Source organism: Spiroplasma endosymbiont of Tiphia femorata, assembly GCF_964020225.1.
In the GTDB taxonomy this organism is placed as follows: Bacteria; Bacillota_I; Bacilli_A; order Mycoplasmatales; family VBWQ01; genus Spiroplasma_E.
On the sequence record NZ_OZ026544.1, the window covers coordinates 221596 to 237532 of the forward strand.

The 15937-nt window shown below is 22.3% G+C and carries 24 protein-coding genes; 2 read left to right on the forward strand and 22 right to left on the reverse strand.

Annotated elements, in window-relative coordinates:
• Window positions 1–45: 45 nt before the first annotated feature.
• The gene (locus AACK83_RS01310; RefSeq protein ID WP_338957532.1) at window positions 46–228 is read left to right on the forward strand and encodes a hypothetical protein; all 183 of its coding nucleotides are present in this window, start codon (window positions 46–48) and stop codon (window positions 226–228) included.
• Window positions 182–325 (forward strand): hypothetical protein, encoded by a 144-nt coding sequence (locus AACK83_RS01315; RefSeq protein WP_338957535.1) that lies wholly within the window; start codon window positions 182–184, stop codon window positions 323–325. Before AACK83_RS01310 ends, AACK83_RS01315 begins: the two co-directional genes overlap by 47 nt.
• Here AACK83_RS01315 and AACK83_RS01320 read toward each other — a convergent pair.
• The 22 genes from AACK83_RS01320 to AACK83_RS01425 all read right to left on the reverse strand — a co-directional run bounded on the left by AACK83_RS01320 (window position 322) and on the right by AACK83_RS01425 (window position 15433).
• Window positions 322–2346, reverse strand: coding sequence for a hypothetical protein (locus tag AACK83_RS01320; protein WP_338958895.1), 2025 nt, complete (start codon window positions 2344–2346; stop codon window positions 322–324). The genes AACK83_RS01315 and AACK83_RS01320 overlap by 4 nt on opposite strands.
• Window positions 2297–3343: a hypothetical protein gene (locus AACK83_RS01325; protein WP_338958898.1), complete on the reverse strand. Its 1047-nt coding sequence runs from the start codon at window positions 3341–3343 to the stop codon at window positions 2297–2299. Before AACK83_RS01325 ends, AACK83_RS01320 begins: the two co-directional genes overlap by 50 nt.
• 125 nt (window positions 3344–3468) lie before the next feature.
• A complete protein-coding gene (locus tag AACK83_RS01330; protein ID WP_338958901.1) occupies window positions 3469–4755 on the reverse strand; it encodes a hypothetical protein in 1287 nt (428 codons plus the stop codon).
• Between the two features lie 3 nt (window positions 4756–4758).
• On the reverse strand, window positions 4759–6456 hold the full coding sequence (locus tag AACK83_RS01335) for a hypothetical protein (RefSeq protein WP_338958904.1): 1698 nt from the start codon (window positions 6454–6456) through the stop codon (window positions 4759–4761).
• Window positions 6457–6467: 11 nt separating this feature from the next.
• Window positions 6468–7652, reverse strand: coding sequence for a hypothetical protein (locus tag AACK83_RS01340; protein WP_338958609.1), 1185 nt, complete (start codon window positions 7650–7652; stop codon window positions 6468–6470).
• An 18-nt stretch (window positions 7653–7670) separates the two neighbouring features.
• On the reverse strand, window positions 7671–8048 hold the full coding sequence (locus tag AACK83_RS01345) for a hypothetical protein (protein WP_338957549.1): 378 nt from the start codon (window positions 8046–8048) through the stop codon (window positions 7671–7673).
• 16 nt (window positions 8049–8064) lie between these two features.
• Window positions 8065–8256, reverse strand: coding sequence for a hypothetical protein (locus AACK83_RS01350; protein WP_338957816.1), 192 nt, complete (start codon window positions 8254–8256; stop codon window positions 8065–8067).
• 34 nt (window positions 8257–8290) lie between these two features.
• Window positions 8291–8449, reverse strand: a complete 159-nt coding sequence (locus AACK83_RS01355) for a hypothetical protein (RefSeq protein ID WP_338957552.1) — start codon at window positions 8447–8449, stop codon at window positions 8291–8293.
• 15 nt (window positions 8450–8464) lie between these two features.
• Complete coding sequence (locus AACK83_RS01360; protein WP_338958822.1) at window positions 8465–9235, reverse strand: hypothetical protein; 771 nt, start codon at window positions 9233–9235, stop codon at window positions 8465–8467.
• Window positions 9204–9479 (reverse strand): hypothetical protein, encoded by a 276-nt coding sequence (locus AACK83_RS01365; protein ID WP_338957557.1) that lies wholly within the window; start codon window positions 9477–9479, stop codon window positions 9204–9206. Before AACK83_RS01365 ends, AACK83_RS01360 begins: the two co-directional genes overlap by 32 nt.
• Entirely contained in the window at window positions 9472–9615 is a 144-nt protein-coding gene (locus AACK83_RS01370) for a hypothetical protein (RefSeq protein ID WP_338957559.1), read from the reverse strand. Before AACK83_RS01370 ends, AACK83_RS01365 begins: the two co-directional genes overlap by 8 nt.
• Complete coding sequence (locus AACK83_RS01375) at window positions 9615–10127, reverse strand: hypothetical protein (RefSeq protein ID WP_338957560.1); 513 nt, start codon at window positions 10125–10127, stop codon at window positions 9615–9617. Before AACK83_RS01375 ends, AACK83_RS01370 begins: the two co-directional genes overlap by 1 nt.
• Window positions 10120–10407: a hypothetical protein gene (locus AACK83_RS01380; protein ID WP_338957561.1), complete on the reverse strand. Its 288-nt coding sequence runs from the start codon at window positions 10405–10407 to the stop codon at window positions 10120–10122. Before AACK83_RS01380 ends, AACK83_RS01375 begins: the two co-directional genes overlap by 8 nt.
• Window positions 10407–10631 (reverse strand): hypothetical protein, encoded by a 225-nt coding sequence (locus AACK83_RS01385; RefSeq protein ID WP_338957562.1) that lies wholly within the window; start codon window positions 10629–10631, stop codon window positions 10407–10409. Before AACK83_RS01385 ends, AACK83_RS01380 begins: the two co-directional genes overlap by 1 nt.
• Window positions 10631–10792 carry a hypothetical protein gene (locus AACK83_RS01390; protein ID WP_338957563.1) on the reverse strand — a complete coding sequence of 54 codons (162 nt, stop codon included), beginning with the start codon at window positions 10790–10792 and terminating at the stop codon, window positions 10631–10633. The genes AACK83_RS01385 and AACK83_RS01390 overlap by 1 nt, the downstream gene beginning before the upstream one ends.
• 3 nt (window positions 10793–10795) lie before the next feature.
• Window positions 10796–11089 (reverse strand): hypothetical protein, encoded by a 294-nt coding sequence (locus tag AACK83_RS01395; RefSeq protein ID WP_338957564.1) that lies wholly within the window; start codon window positions 11087–11089, stop codon window positions 10796–10798.
• A complete protein-coding gene (locus AACK83_RS01400; protein WP_338957565.1) occupies window positions 11079–11516 on the reverse strand; it encodes a hypothetical protein in 438 nt (145 codons plus the stop codon). Before AACK83_RS01400 ends, AACK83_RS01395 begins: the two co-directional genes overlap by 11 nt.
• Window positions 11517–11518: 2 nt before the next feature.
• Complete coding sequence (locus AACK83_RS01405) at window positions 11519–11683, reverse strand: hypothetical protein (RefSeq protein ID WP_338957566.1); 165 nt, start codon at window positions 11681–11683, stop codon at window positions 11519–11521.
• A 134-nt stretch (window positions 11684–11817) separates the two neighbouring features.
• Entirely contained in the window at window positions 11818–12336 is a 519-nt protein-coding gene (locus AACK83_RS01410) for a hypothetical protein (protein WP_338958907.1), read from the reverse strand.
• Window positions 12337–12348: 12 nt separating this feature from the next.
• Window positions 12349–12480: a hypothetical protein gene (locus AACK83_RS01415; RefSeq protein ID WP_338958910.1), complete on the reverse strand. Its 132-nt coding sequence runs from the start codon at window positions 12478–12480 to the stop codon at window positions 12349–12351.
• 508 nt (window positions 12481–12988) lie between these two features.
• Window positions 12989–13429, reverse strand: coding sequence for a hypothetical protein (locus tag AACK83_RS01420; RefSeq protein WP_338958912.1), 441 nt, complete (start codon window positions 13427–13429; stop codon window positions 12989–12991).
• Window positions 13430–13825: 396 nt separating this feature from the next.
• Complete coding sequence (locus tag AACK83_RS01425; RefSeq protein WP_338958914.1) at window positions 13826–15433, reverse strand: lipoprotein; 1608 nt, start codon at window positions 15431–15433, stop codon at window positions 13826–13828.
• Window positions 15434–15937: the final 504 nt, after the last annotated feature.

A 15937-nucleotide genomic window follows, 5' to 3' on the forward strand; every position in this document is an offset into this window, starting at 1 on the left:
AGTACAATTTAAAAGTAAAATCAAGGAAAAAAGGAGATATTTATTATGAAAACATGAATAAAAACAAATTTTCAAAAAATATCATTATCATTTGCTGTAATAACTGGTGTTACCGGTTTAATCTTAGGAATAGTTTCATATAATAAAAATAATCAATTAACATATTTTTATGATTACGACCATGAAGCACACTGGGGGGGCAACTATTTGAGCAAGACCAGTAAGTAATAAACATAAAATTACTCTTTACTGAGCATCAAATAAATTAACTGATGATGCAGTAAAATGAGATGGTATTTATCCAGATGGATATTTTGATAATTAAATTTCTAAATTTATATAAGAAATATTTTCATTATATTTATCAAATAAATTAATATTATTTAAATTTATTTCTTGTTTATTTGTTACTAAAATTAAATCATAATTACCAGCACCAAATAGTCCGCTAACTTCAATTCGATTTAAGTTATTAATTGGATTTTCAATTTGTAATTCAAATTCACTATTATTGTCAATTTGTAAAACTTCTTTATAAAATTCTAATTTAGAAAATAATTGTGATTTATTTGAACCATATAAATTTAAAGCATTTTCGGTTTTATTTTTATTAATAATTAATCTTGTAAAATATTTTCCATATTCACCATTACCTAATGTTCAATCTGCCGGAATTAATGATGGTATATTATTGCTTTCTAATTCATTAGTTATGGATAGTCAGTTAAATTGATTATCATCTAATTTCAATAATTCATTTTGACTAATGTCATTGTTTTTTAGTTTAATGTTATTGATATCTGTAAAATCAAAATATGCAGATTTTAATACTACTTTTATATCTTTAAATTCTCAAATCTTATCAGGTGTAGAATGTATAGGATTTGATTTTAATTCAAAATAATAAGGTAATAATAATTTATAGTCATCATTTAAACCGTTATTAATAGACATGGTTGAATAAATATTTTTTGATAGCATTATAACTATTTGTTTTAATATTTTAACTTGTGGTAAATTTGTATAGTTAGGATAATCTAATTCTCATTGTTTAAATAAATTAGTAATAATTTCATTTGGTTTTTGTCCTTCAAACTTAGCACGAATTTTATCTAAATCATTCATTTCTTTTAAAACATTACTTAATGATGCACCATCAAAGTTTCTATTATAAGTATATGTATAAGTTAACATATCTAATAATACTTTTTGTAAACTATCAATTGGTGGTCTATCTTTTATTTCTAGTTCAACATCATGAAATTTATTTGTTGTAGAAATAAATAAATTATAGTCACTTACTAAAAATCATGACTCTAATTTTTTATCTTTTAATTCTAGTTCATCAGATAATGGTCATACTTTTGAATTTTTAGAAACATCATAACCAATTTTAGCATTAGTTACTCTTGCATTATTAATAATTTCTTTTCTTGTTTCTCTACCACCACCAATAGCAATTAAATCTAAAACTGATTTTTCTTGTCCTATAAATTGTTTTGCTAAATTTCAAGGTAATATTTGTTCACTAAATCATTGTTGTAATATTCTAACTTTTGGTTGAGTTTCAATAGGCATTGATAATAGCGGAAATGCTATCTTATCTTTGACAAATAACTTTGGGTATACCTCCATATTGTCGACTTCACCAAGTACCTTTATATTGCCAAAAATCATGCTTCTAGGTGCTTTAATTTTTAAACCAATAACTTTGGTGTCTTTATCTAGTGGTTTTTGTAATTTAATAATAATTGGATAACCATCTCTTGTTTTAAAGTCTTTAATTTTAATAATAGTAATACTTTTAGTACTTCTAGTTTTTGGATTTTGATAAGGTTCTGAATAATTATTAATAATATATAAATTATCAATATTATTTTCAGTTAATGGTTCATTTATACTAACTGCATATAACTTAAATTGATTTAATAAATTTATTTCTTGAAATATTAAATTTTTAATATCAGTCATACTATATTCAATTGTATTGTCATTAATATTAGTACTTGCTCTTTGATTTAATTGCATAGTAAAATCAGATGTTTCAACAGCAGTAGTTTTTAATACTTTATCAATATCAATAAAACCTATTTTAATAGTATTTGCTGAAAATCTTAAACTATTATTTTCATTATTTTTAAATAAACGTTCAATTTCATAAATATAAATTTTTCTTTTTTTAAATTCATCGTATGCTCTATTAATATCAGGGTCACTAGTAGCACTCATCATATTAGTAAAATCATAAGGAATATTATCAATTAAATAATCATTTTCTATTTCTGCTTGATTAAGTTTAGTTTGTTTCTGTGGAAACTTCGTTTGTGGTTTGTTGTTGTTTTCCATTGTTTTCTCCTATTAATTGGTTATTTTCTGGATTAAATAATTTTAATTTAACTGTTAAGTTATTAATTTCTTGTTCATCATTAATATTAAATGTTTTACTATTTAATAAATCTTTATCTAAACGTACTAATATTTGAATAAATTTAAGAATATCAATATTAAATTGTCATAATTTTTGTTCAATATAATTAATAGTTGAAATATTTACCGCTGTACTTTCGGGAACCGATTGTTGTGCTGATTTCTTTTGACTTGGTATATGAATACCACAACGTTTAAATATTTCATTAATATTTCAATCATATATATCAGTTAAATTTTTACCTTTAAAATTACTACTTGTCATATTAATATTTTCACTTTTTTCATTATTATCACCAGTAGTTTTTCAAATATAGTTGTTAGTAACTAATGTTCTTACGGCTTCATCCATTGTAGATTTAGCATTACCATAAGTTTGGTCAAAAATAAACTTTGGTGAATTTAAAATAGTATCTAAAACAATTTGTTCATAAATAACATCTAATGCTTTAATTTTATCCATTACTTTATTACAATCTGCTAACTCATTTGCTTTATTTCTCATAATTGCTATTGGAATATAATTAATATTTAATGTTTGTTCTTGTTCTAAATTAGGATTATTACTATATTCTTTAAAAGGTAAAGGAAATTGTTTTTTATTATCACTAATACTATAAATTGCACGATTAATAGTTACTTGTTCATTATTTAATTTATAAACTTCAAATAATCTTACTGTTTGTGCATTTTGTTGATAACTATCATAAAAAATAGTACATTGAATTAATTTACCAGTAATATCATAAATTCTTTGCTGTATATCTACTACTTGAAAATATAAATCATCATTAGCAATATAAATTAAATAACCACTAATTCCTAATTTGCTTAATTTAAAAATAGAATTTCAATTCTTTCTATAAAATTCTTGTTTAATTAAATATTGTTTAATAGTTTCATTATTAATATCCAATGGAGCATTATATAAATTAGCATTATTTTCAGCAACAAAATCAGTAAAATAAGTCTCATGATTAAAATCATTAAAACCAAAATAACTTAAAATAGAAGTGTGTGTACTTTTATTTTCTAAAAAAATTAATTTAGATTTTTCTTCATTATTATTATATTTTCTTCTGCTATAAATTCAGTTGGTGTATCTATTCCTTGATATTGATATATTTCTTCTATATCACCAATTAAATTAATTTTTCCAAGTTCAGGATAAGAATTACCACCACCACTAAATTGTTTCTTTTTATTGTTATAGTAAATAGTTCCAATATTTAAAATATTTTTATTTTGTATTTGTTCTCCATAAGTCATGGAATCAACATTTAACAATTCAAATTCGTTAAAAACATTATTTAAATAAATTTTAATTACTTTATAAAATTTCATAAAGTTATTTTCTGTTGAATATTGATAACTGATTTTAATAAAATATCATTTAAATATTTCTATATTATTATTTTCAACTTTTTTTCATAAGGGACTAGTTTCAATATTAAATCAATTATTTTTAACATCATTAATATTTTCGTTTGTTTTAATTAATTTACTATTTAATTTGGTAATTTCATTTTCATTTGTAGTAATTCGTTTTTGTTGTTTAGCAGAAAAATCACAAGTTGGTGCATGTGTATAATCACCAATTTGTGGATTGTTTTGTAAAACATCAGGTGGTAATGTTCCAATTTCATTAGGTCAATCTAAAATCATAGTTTCAGTTTTTGAGTCATATTCTGTTGCAACATAACCTTTATTTATTAAATTTGTAACTGGTCCCCTATATGTTTCATTTTTATTACCATTAATGGTATCATCATATAATTTTATTTGCTTTGATAATGTAAATTCTTTTTGTTCTTGAATTAATTCATTAACTTGGTTTCTAGTATAAAATGCTTTTAAGTCAATTTTTTCAACATCTATTTCATCATTATTATAATTTGAAAATATTTGTTTTAATTCTGTTAATCTTGCTCATATTTTCATTCTACTAGGTGCTAAATCTCAAATATTAATCGTAGGAGTACTACTTGCACTAAATTGATTACCATTATTAAATTGAATAGTAGCATCAACATTAAATTCAATTGGTGTACGATTAAATACTCAATGTTCAACCATAACATAAACCATATCTCTTAAAGTTTCTTTAATTAATTCATCTTTAAAACTATCAAAAGGAAATTTAGATAAAATAAAATCAAGATAAGCATTAATATCATTTTGAGCACGAATAGCAAATGTTTTAAATCAATCATCAACATTTGGTCATGTATTTATATATTGTCGTGGTGTTTCTGTAATTGTTCCAGTTAATGGATATCAGTTATTATAATTTTCTAAACTGACACCAGTTCAAAGTTTATTAATCATATTTTATCATTCCTTAAAAAATGCTTTTTTATAACGTTTGGTTTTTGATTTAGTTTTTCTATGTGATATATGTATAATTTCTTTTTGTAATTTTTTCTTTCCTTTTTTTACAACTTGATTATATGCAAATTTTTCTAAATGTCTTAACAATCCAGTACCAAATACAGTATTAACTGAGAATTTTAAACCCACCCTTTTAAATGATTTATTGACATTATCAATAGGATTATTAATAACATTAACTACTTTATGATAAGTTCTAATTGTCCTTAATATTTGCCTATAAATTTTAAAACTATCTTTAATCATTTGTTGTACAACTGGTGGAGCAAAAGCAATACTTTTTAATCATTTATTTTGACTAACTCCATATCCAATATATCAACCGCTATATCATCTATATCAATGAAATGGATGTATTTGAATAACAAAAGTTTCTGCTTTGATAATACTATCAATAACTACAATTGGTTTATATTTAGGATTACGATGATAAATAGTAATTCCACATTTATCTAATGATAAAGGTTGAATTTTACAAGCCATAAATACTGGTGAATTTAATGGAATTAATTGTGCATGTTTAATTGCTTTCTTTTCAGCACTTGTAAATACATCAATTGTTTTTTCTTTTAATTTATTAATTTTTTCAAATGCTTGTTTTTCTAATTTTTCGAATTTCTCTTGTAATTTATAAATATTTATTCTTATTTTTTCAAAATATGAAGTATCTTTTCAAAATTTATTTAAACCTTTTTTAAAATAAAATTTAATATCAAAATATTTAAAAGTTTGATTTGCTTTTAATACTAATTTATGAATTGAACTATTTTTAAAATTAAATTTAATTGCATTAGCACGAATTTTTTGTAAATCTAAAATTAAAGATTTTCCATATCTATTTTCTGCATGTATTGTATGAACTAAATTTAATCAGTCATGTTGGTTCATTTTTAATACTTCTTTTAAATCAGTATTATATTTTTGTAAAAAATTGTTTGCTTTATCAATATCTTTAATTTTAAATTTAGGAGTTAACTGTGGACTTAACTTTATTAATTCATTTTGTAATAATAAATAATTTTTTAATTCTTGTACTTCTAATTTTGCAAAATTATTTTTATATTGTCTTTCAGCAACAAAACCTAAATTTTGTATTATTGTTTCGCGATTTGGAGCATGGTTATAATTAAATAAATAACGTTTATTTCCAATAATTTTATCTGTTAAAAATTGTTTTTCACTTACTTGACTAATGATTTCTTGTAAATTTTTTGCTTTTTTAATACCAATTTGTTCTAATGTTTTAGTTTTTTCTGCTAAACTAATAAATTTAGTTGTACGATAACCACGACTAATTCTATTAAGTCCAGCAAATGCAGGTAATATATTAAAAAAAGTATTTAATGGTGTAACATTTCCTTTTAAATAATCATAAACTTGATTAATAGTAAAATCAGTTAAAAACTCTACACCAACAGCACTAATACTAGCAAGTAAATCACTTGCACCTAAACCAAGTGCTAAACTTTCACTTAATCCACCAGTAAAAGGAGCAAGTGCTACTGCTATTACTTGTACACCAATCATTTTTAAAATTTCTCATCATCAACTTTTATGTTCTTGTTGTTGACTTGTTCTAGTATGTTTTGGTTTATTTATGTTTAAAAGTATTGCTGTACTAGTTGTACCAATTGGCATAATAATTATCCTTATTTAAGAGTTATTTTTATAGGATTTGTTGAACCTTGATAATTTTTATCAGTGTCATTAGTAGTGATTACTACATATAAATCTCCTGCTTTTTGGTTTTGATTACTTACATCAACTTGACCTTGGGCATCACTAAAATAATTAATAATTGGAGTTGTTAAATTTGGATTTAAATTATTTAGTTCAGTTGTATTTTTAATTGTTGTATCTAATAATTTATTCTTTTTAGTAGTATCAGCAGTAATATTAGTTGTTAATGTTGTAATTTCTTCACTTAAATATTTTTTATTAACAATACCACATAACATTCATCTTGATTCTGTTTCTGAGTTTGACATATAAGGAATAGATTCTCCTGTTACTTGTCCACCAACTAAATATCTTTTTGGAACTTTACCATCTTTAATATCTTCAACATATATACTAGTTTGTTGTAACATATATCTTTTCATTGCTTTTGGTGTTGCTAAAACAAAATTCATAATTTGATTTTTATTTTCAGTATTTTTAAATGTCATATAATCATCCATAACAATTTGACATAATACACCTTTAATATATAAATTTGTTCCATTTAATCTTAATTGTTGTGCTAGTTGATTATCAGTAATTAAACCTTTATTATCTGCTAAATAAACTAAAGTATCATAAAGACTATTTGTTATAAAAAATTTACAATTATTACTATTTCTTAATTGAAATAAAGTATTTCATGCTGATAACATTGATTTTAAATATCCTACTGGTGTTGTATCAGTAATGATTACTTTTTTGGCAGATTTAGCAATTGTATTTGTATCATTATTTGCTAAATAATCTGCTAAATCATTAGCAACTTCATATTGCATACTTTCTAGTAAATTTTGCCCATTATCTGCAAATAAATCAACTTCACCAATCATTTCTCCTGTACTAGCTTCTTTTGTAATTTCTTTAATAATTTTATCAGTATCAACATAACCAACTTCTAATCCTTTACTTTTATCATTTCAATGAAGTATTTTGAATGTTGGGTCTTTTGGTTTTTTAACTATAAATTCAATTTTTGTAGAATTAACCATTTCAATTGGAAAAAAACTTGCTCATGGACTATTTGATTGTTTATAAAATTCTATAAATTCAGGTGTTTCTACTAATTTTGTAGTATTATCTAAATTTTGTTTAAATGGCACTGGATTTGGCATTTTAAATTTTCCTTTCTTTTATAAATTATTTTTCTTTTTATAATCTAATAAACTACTTTTTATTGAAGTTTCTTGATTTGTTAATATTGTTTCTTGTTTACCACCTGTATTAATTGGTTCTTTAAATAGTGGTTGTTCTTTAATCATTTTTTTAATAGTTTCTTCAATTTTTGAATTTTCTATATTACTTGTTTTAAATTTTAAAAATTCATAAAATTCTTTTTTAACTTGATATTTTTTAAATATATTAATTATTTCTTTTTCTTTAATTTCTTGATTAAGTTTATTTAACTTATTTTCTAATTCAACAATCTTAATTTCTTGCTCTTGTTGTAAATTATTATTTTCAGTTAAAGGTTCAGTATTTTGTTCAACATTAGTTTCATTTTCTAACATTTAAATCACACCTTTATTATTTATTTTCTTTTCCATTAATTTTTTCATTAAGTTTTGCTAATTTTTTTTGATGTTTCATCACTTTATTATTTCTTCTAATATGTTTTGGAGTTGTAATAAATCTTTTAAATCAAACAATTAATTCTCTACAAATTAATGTTCCTACACTTGTTCCAATAATAATTAATTCATGTAAAAATTCTTTCATTTTCAATTATTTCCTTTCAATTATTTATTTTTAATTATTCGTCAAATTGACCATTATTAATTCTTTCAATCATTGATTTTGAATTACTTATAATAGTTACCAATAAAGATATTTCTTTATTTAATTGTTCCATTCTTTCTTTATATGTCTGAATTTCATTGTTATAATATTCAATCAATTTTTCTTTATTCATTAGTTATCATCTCCTTTATAAACTATCATATGTAGTTGGTCTTTCATATAAAACATCACTACTTCCACTATTATTACTAATAGCATCACTATTAATTAATCTTCTTGTTTCATTTGTAAATGATGTTTCTTGCATTTCTTGATTATGGTTTGTAGTTTCCATAGGTAATAAATTATGTATAATTTCACTTGCACCAGCAACTATTGTTGGTACTGCATAAGCATTATTAAAATCATTATTTATACCCATAGCTACACCACTTGAAATTAGACATCCACTAGTTGCCATATTACATATTTTTCTTATTACTTCAAATCTATTAGGTATTAATTCACTTAACCCACCAATTAGATTTGATATACCATAAGTACTTAAACTAATATATGTATCTCAATCCATTTGTTGTTTATTATCATTAGTTAATAATAATGGTCATGGTGGTGTTTCTGTGGTAGTAGTTGTTAATCAAGGTGGTGGTTCAGGATTAGGATTGATTTTTGTAAATTTTGCATAATTAATTAAACCAATAGTTCCTAAACCTAATAATATTTTTTTACTTGAATTTAATATTTTCTTTTTAGTACTTGGCATTTGATTTAAGTTTCATATATCAATTCCTAACTTTTTACTAAATAATAAAGCATTAATACTTCCTAATACTGGATTACCAATAATTTGACCATAATAAGCACTTGTACCAATCATTGCTGATAATGGACTTATTCCAATTCTTATTATTTTTAATAAAGTATAGTTATTTGATTGTACATTCGTGTCATTTGGCATTTTCATTTACTCCTTCATTTTTTGGTTTAATAAACACTTCAACTCAACCTGTATAGTGAACGTTATCACCAACTAAAATAGCAGTATTTGCATGTGGTTGAGAAACAACTAAATATTCAGCAATAACATTAGGATATTTTCATAAAATAATTGCTTTTATATCATTACTATCTGTTAAATCTTTGGGATTTGGTGAAAATATTTCTATTTTATCTTGACCAAATAAATCTGTTAATTTAGTCATTATCAAATTCACCTTTTTCTATTTTTTCAATTAATAAATTTAAAATATTTTTGTCCAAATCAGAGTTTGTATAATTAATTTTTTTAGTTCATTTAATTATATCTTTCATATATTTAAGTAATTTTTCTTTATTCATTATTTATTCTCCTTATTTAAATAATATCAACCAATTAATAAACTATCTGCTTCATCATGATTTGATATTTTTATATTTCAATTATTTTCTTTAATAATTTCTTCAGCAACATATATACTTAGTTCTTTATCTCAAGGTCTTAATCAAAAAATAGGTGGGTCATAACGTTCATATCATTTCTTTCATTCACTTGGACTTATTAACATATCTTTTGTTAATAATTTATTAAATTGTCCTGCAATAAAACCACGTAAATGTTCTTGAGTTTCATAACCAATACCATTTTTTGAATTAAAAGTACCACGTTCAATAATTAAATCCAATTCATTATCATTAACTTTTATATCTCAATAAAATTTTCTTTGTCCATCATATTCTTTTAAATTATAACTTTTAACAAATATTGGTTTTCAATTTCAAAAATCATATTTATCATGTAAATAAACTTTTTTTCATAAAGTAAATCCAGTATTTTTAATACTTGGGTCAATTGAAAGTAAATAATTAGTCATTATCAAATCACCGGTCTTTAATTCTGGTTTTAATTGGTTTATAAACTTCTTCATAATATCCGTTTAAGCGATATGTGTTTTTAAGATATTGCATAAATCTTTCTTTATTAATACAATTTTTATGTCTTGATTTATTAATTTCATCAACTTTATTTCTATGTTCTTTATCACCTTGATAACAATGTTCACATACATTTTCTCAGCAGTTTTTTTCACAAGTAAATAAATCATGTTTTTTATCACATACACAACAATCTTCACAACATACTTCTTTATTCATTATTTATTCTCCTTTCTATTATTTCTTTCTTGCTTTATTAATAAATTTATTCAAATAATTTGATTATCACCATCACCTAATTTTTTTAAAAGATATTCATATCTTTTCTTAAAATCTTCACTATCAATATCTCTATCTTGGTAAATTATTTTTTTCAATTTTTTTATTTTATACAAGGTTTTTGGAGAATATATTTCTCCATGCATGCAAAGAAAACATTTCATTATTTATTCTCCTTATTTTCAATTTGATTAGCAATTTCACTTAATATTTTTAATACTTTATATTCATTTTTTAATTCTTTAATAATAAATATTAAAAATATTATTAGTGTTATACTTGTTATTAATATTGGTGCTATTAATAAAATTTCTCATCATATCATTTTTTACTCTTTTCATTTTTTAAATCATTTAACATTAATTGAACAAAATACACGATTTTTAGGAATGTTTAAAGTATTAAAAATTTGACCAGTTACAATAATTTCATCGTTTTTGTTTAATAAAATACATCGGTTATAAAATTTTGGATTATTAAAAATTAAAGTAACATAGTTTAAACCATTTCATTGACCACGAACACTATAATATAATTCTTTATTACCTTTTTCGTAATATTTTGCTTCAATAGTGTTACTTAGTTTTACTGTTAATTTGACATAATTGGCTTTATCTTTCATTTTTATAATTCCTTAAATAGTATTGAATGTGTTTATATGCATCTTGTTCATGTTTTGTTAATTTTATATTTCCTTTATAATTTGTTATTTTATTTTTATTTTTTGGTTGGTTTTCTAGATAATCTCAGTTGAAAACATCTTGTACTAATACCATTAATGAACCAATAATTTTAGGAGTTGCTAATGGATTAGTTAATAATTGTTTTGAACTTAAAAAGAAATTTTCTACAATAACTAATATTTTGTTTTCAAAAAATTGTTCTTTGATTATTGATAATATTCTTTTATAACGATTTTTACTTTCAAAAACATGTGTTGTGTTGAATGTTTCTGTATAAATAATCCTATTTGTTTCATTTGAATATATAACAATTCCATTATTACCAATACCAGCGGGGTCAATCCCAATAATTAAGTCATATTGCATTATTAATCAAATTCACCATTTTTAATTTTTTGATTTAATTGAGATATAAGATTTAATCTTCCATTAAAACAACTTTTTCAAAGTTTAGTTACTTTTTCATCGTCTCTCATTTCTTTATTTCATTCTCATTCATCTTTAAGATATTCAAGTATTTTTTCTTTATTCATATTTATACCTCCTACTTAACCTAATATTTAAAATACAGTCATAACAAATTGCTTTACTATTTTTATCTCTTAAAAAATATTTTCTTGTTTTTATATCATTAGTATTAAAGAATAAATAATCTAATTTATTTTGTTTACATGTTCAACAAAAATACTTTTTCATTATGAGTTGAAATTTCCTTATAAGAAGTAACTATATAATTAATTGGTAAATCATCATGTTTATATGGATTATTTATTTTAAAACCTTTTCTGTTTTCTTCTCACGTAATGTTATATTTAAAACAAGGATTAGTAATTTTAGTTTTGTTATCTGTTATTTCACCCATAAATCAACTATTATGCTGTTCATAAAATGTTAATTGTTCAAGTTTTATATCATTAAGATAATATTCTTTTGGAGCAGTTGGTTTATTAACAGTTATTTTTTGGTCTTTAATATATGGTTCTAATAACTTTATTAATTCATTACCACTTAATTCTTTTTTAATATTTTCTAAATTAAAAACTCAATATGTGTAACTGTTATCAACAATAAAAGAATTATTTTTAATCATTCATTTTGGAAGAGATAATTTATATTCAACATAATCAATAAGAATAGATTGTGATTTATCTTTAACAATTTGTTCTTTTTTAAATTCTATTTGCATAATAATCCTTTCCTAATATGTTCTGTTGCTTCTAGCATAAAGAACATATATTTTTATTCTTAGATTATTAATAATACTACTATTTGTTTTATTCATTCCAGCAATTCTGGGCTCAAAAATAAATTGTGAAATTTTAAAAAACATTAAGGCATTCGATTCAATATTTATTTAATTTGCGTTTAGCAAATTAATATTTTAATTGAACCGGTCCCGCTCAATTTTTTTTACAAGTTTGAAATTTATTTTCTCGCCCAAAAATTTTTCAAAAAAAATAAAAAATAAAACCAACACTTGCTCACTTGGTAGTGGCAAGGTTGGTTAAATAAAGAATAATAGTTGGTCCCCACTCCGGGTCTATATATACTAGTTTCCAATTCGCTCCCACCCCAAGAATTACCATTTCTGGTTAGTATATTTTATTAGGTATCACTCCACTTTTTATTTATCCATGCAAGTCCACATGCTAGCTACTATTTTTAACAACTGTGTTGTAGTTCACTTTTTTAGTTCCCTAACACGTGTTGATAATAGTGCTAAAGACGGTTATTAAAAATTTTAAAATTTTACAATTACAAAAAAAGACAAGAATTTTATTCTCGTCTTTTGTCATTTATTTTTTAATTTAATAGTTTAAAAAAGAAAGGAGTTATTTTTAAAAATTTTTATTTATCGACATCTTCGGTACGCTCCCGAAAATTGAAGAAATTATTAATGGTCTAGCATCTTTATCTATTATAGTAACTTCCTGTAAAAATCCCTCATTATCATAACCACTGTTGAAATTATTTTGATGCTCATTATTATTTCTTTTTATTAACCAGTCATTAATTGCAACTCCACATCTAAGTCCTGTTATAGCTCCTAATAAGAAAAGTCCTATACCGACACTATTGACATTACTAGCATCATTGTTTTTTAATAAACCATATATTGCACCAACACCGAAGCCCATTGTTGAAAGTAATGATGATGATAACATTGTAATACAACAACAACCAAATTCTTTTTGTCAACAACTTGTACTTGTGCTTGTCATATTTTCTTCTAATAAATGTGTTGGTTCATTTCTTGATTGTTCTGTTGAATTATTCATAAATCTTACTACTCCTTTTATTTTACTTAGTCAATTTTATTTGATAATTAATTGTTTTTAAATTTAAAAAATTAATAAATGTGTTGTGTTACCAACATATTAATTATAGTTAATATAGTTAATACTTTTTATATAATTTTTATTTTATAAATAAGATTTTCAATTTTTTTGATTTTCATTATTGATAATTTATCATCCCTTAAATTTGAACATATTTACGATTTTTATTTTTGTTCATCATAAATGCAATCTATTCTAAATTTTAAAAATTAAAATCAAAAAAGATTTCATTTTAAAAAAATATTTAATATATAAAATTAGTAATTTTTCAATTAAAAAACTACTAATTTTTGTATTATCTATCTTTAAGGTTTAATAATTTTTTTAAATTATATATTAATTTCAAACATTATTATCATCACCTTCTATTACCGCATAAGTTGGAGCAAAAGAATACGCTAAAGATAAAACATAACCATTAAAATACATTCAAATATCAACGGTACCTAAAGACAAATTATCTATAATATATTTATTATTTTTTAATTTAGATTTTAATTGCGTGTTTTGTCATCTAAGACCTTTTTGCCCTAATTCATGACAATTAATTAATTCTAGTGAATCATTATTTTGAAAAAAACCATTCTTTTTTGCTAAATCAGTAGTTTTATCTTGTAAATATCTTAAAGTATCACTAAAATTATTATTTTCGTAAGCTTTAAAATCATTTTTATTCATTTTCATTGTAAAGTTACCTTCAAACTTACTGATAGTAAGGCGATTGTTTCAAATACCATCTTTAGAACAAAATTTGGCTAATTTATCAGCAGTACTATTAATTCGATTTTGTGTTGACATAGTATCACGGATGACAACAGGAATTTTAATAGGGTTTAATGTTAAATTATGATATGTTCAACTATTAATTTCAAATTCTCCGAACAAACTTACTTTATCTAGATCTGAAGTAATTTTGCTTCTATATTTTCAACTTTCAAATTTGTTTTCAAAGGTTTGTGCATATGAATTAGCTTTATTAGTAAAAATTGATTTAACATCAGAACCTGATTGATTTAAAAATACTTTTTGTGCCATACTTTGAAAATCATTTTGTTTTTCTTTAGTAACACTTCAATTATTATTATTATTATTTGGCAATTGATAATTATGAAATTTCGTTTGATCACGAGCAATAAATTTAGCTCCCAATTTTGTTTTTATCTTTTCTAAAATGTTTTCTTTTAACTCATTACTATTTCATCATTTTGAAATATTTCATTTTAAATCTAAAGTAGTTTCAACAGTATAATCTTTTAAATTATCTTCAATTTTGCTTGCTACTTTTTCAATTACGCCTTCAGTATTAGCATTTTGATTAATAAAGTTTATATCAAAAAAATCTATACTTAATTCACGATCTAATGTATTACCATCAAAATCCTTTCATTTTAAATCAAATTTTAAACTTGATTTTAAAAGATTTCAAGATTCAATGTGATACTTTTCTTTATTATAATCATCCATCCCAAAAGCATTATTATTTTTTCATTCATTAAATTCAACTTTAGTAATTTTTGATTTATCAGTATTTAACTTTAAAATTTCATTAATATTAATACCAGAAAATAATGACTTTAAGTTAGAATCCTTACGTAGTTCAGCACCAAAATTACTAATGTTTTCTTTAATTATGTCATAAAAATGTTTAGTTAAATCTTGATTAGTAATTTCTTGGTTATCAATAATTTTATTAATTTCAGTTAATAGTTCTTGTCCAGAACTACCAAAGTTATCTGGTCTTAAAATATTTTTTTTGTCTTTTATTAGTTCACCAAATAAACTATTAATTTTTTCTTCTGCTATTTTTAATAAATTAGTATCACTTTGTTCTTTACCATGCTCTTCTGGTATTGGTTCATCATTATTTCCACCACAAGCAATAATATTTGTAGTAGCAGTAGTACTTAAAATTATTGCCCCCAAAATACTTAATAATTTTTTCATAATTTATACCCCCTTAAATAAATCTTTTTATATATTTAAATATATTCAATACAACTATTATTGAAATTAGTAATAAAAAATGATTATTTTTTGTTTTAAAACATAATATTATTAAAATCAAACTTGGATAAAATATGTTTTTAATTTAATAAATTAAAGACATATTTAAATTGTTGAATTGAATATATTTACTTCATTTTATATTATTCTAAAATTGTTTTTTATATTATGTTTTAAAATTTTATAATAAACACCAATAGTATAATATTTAGTGATTTTTTATAAGTTTTTTTATGTTTTTACTTATTTTATTTTTAAAATAATAACTAGTTTTAAAATTTAACATTTACTGTATTTAATACTATTAAAACAAGATTTATTATATAAAACATAGTAAAATTCTACTAAGAAATGTTTCATATTATGCTTAATATTGATTATATAATTGCTAGTATATATTGTTGTTTCTAAATTAATAAAATTGTTTTTTTAAATAAAAATATT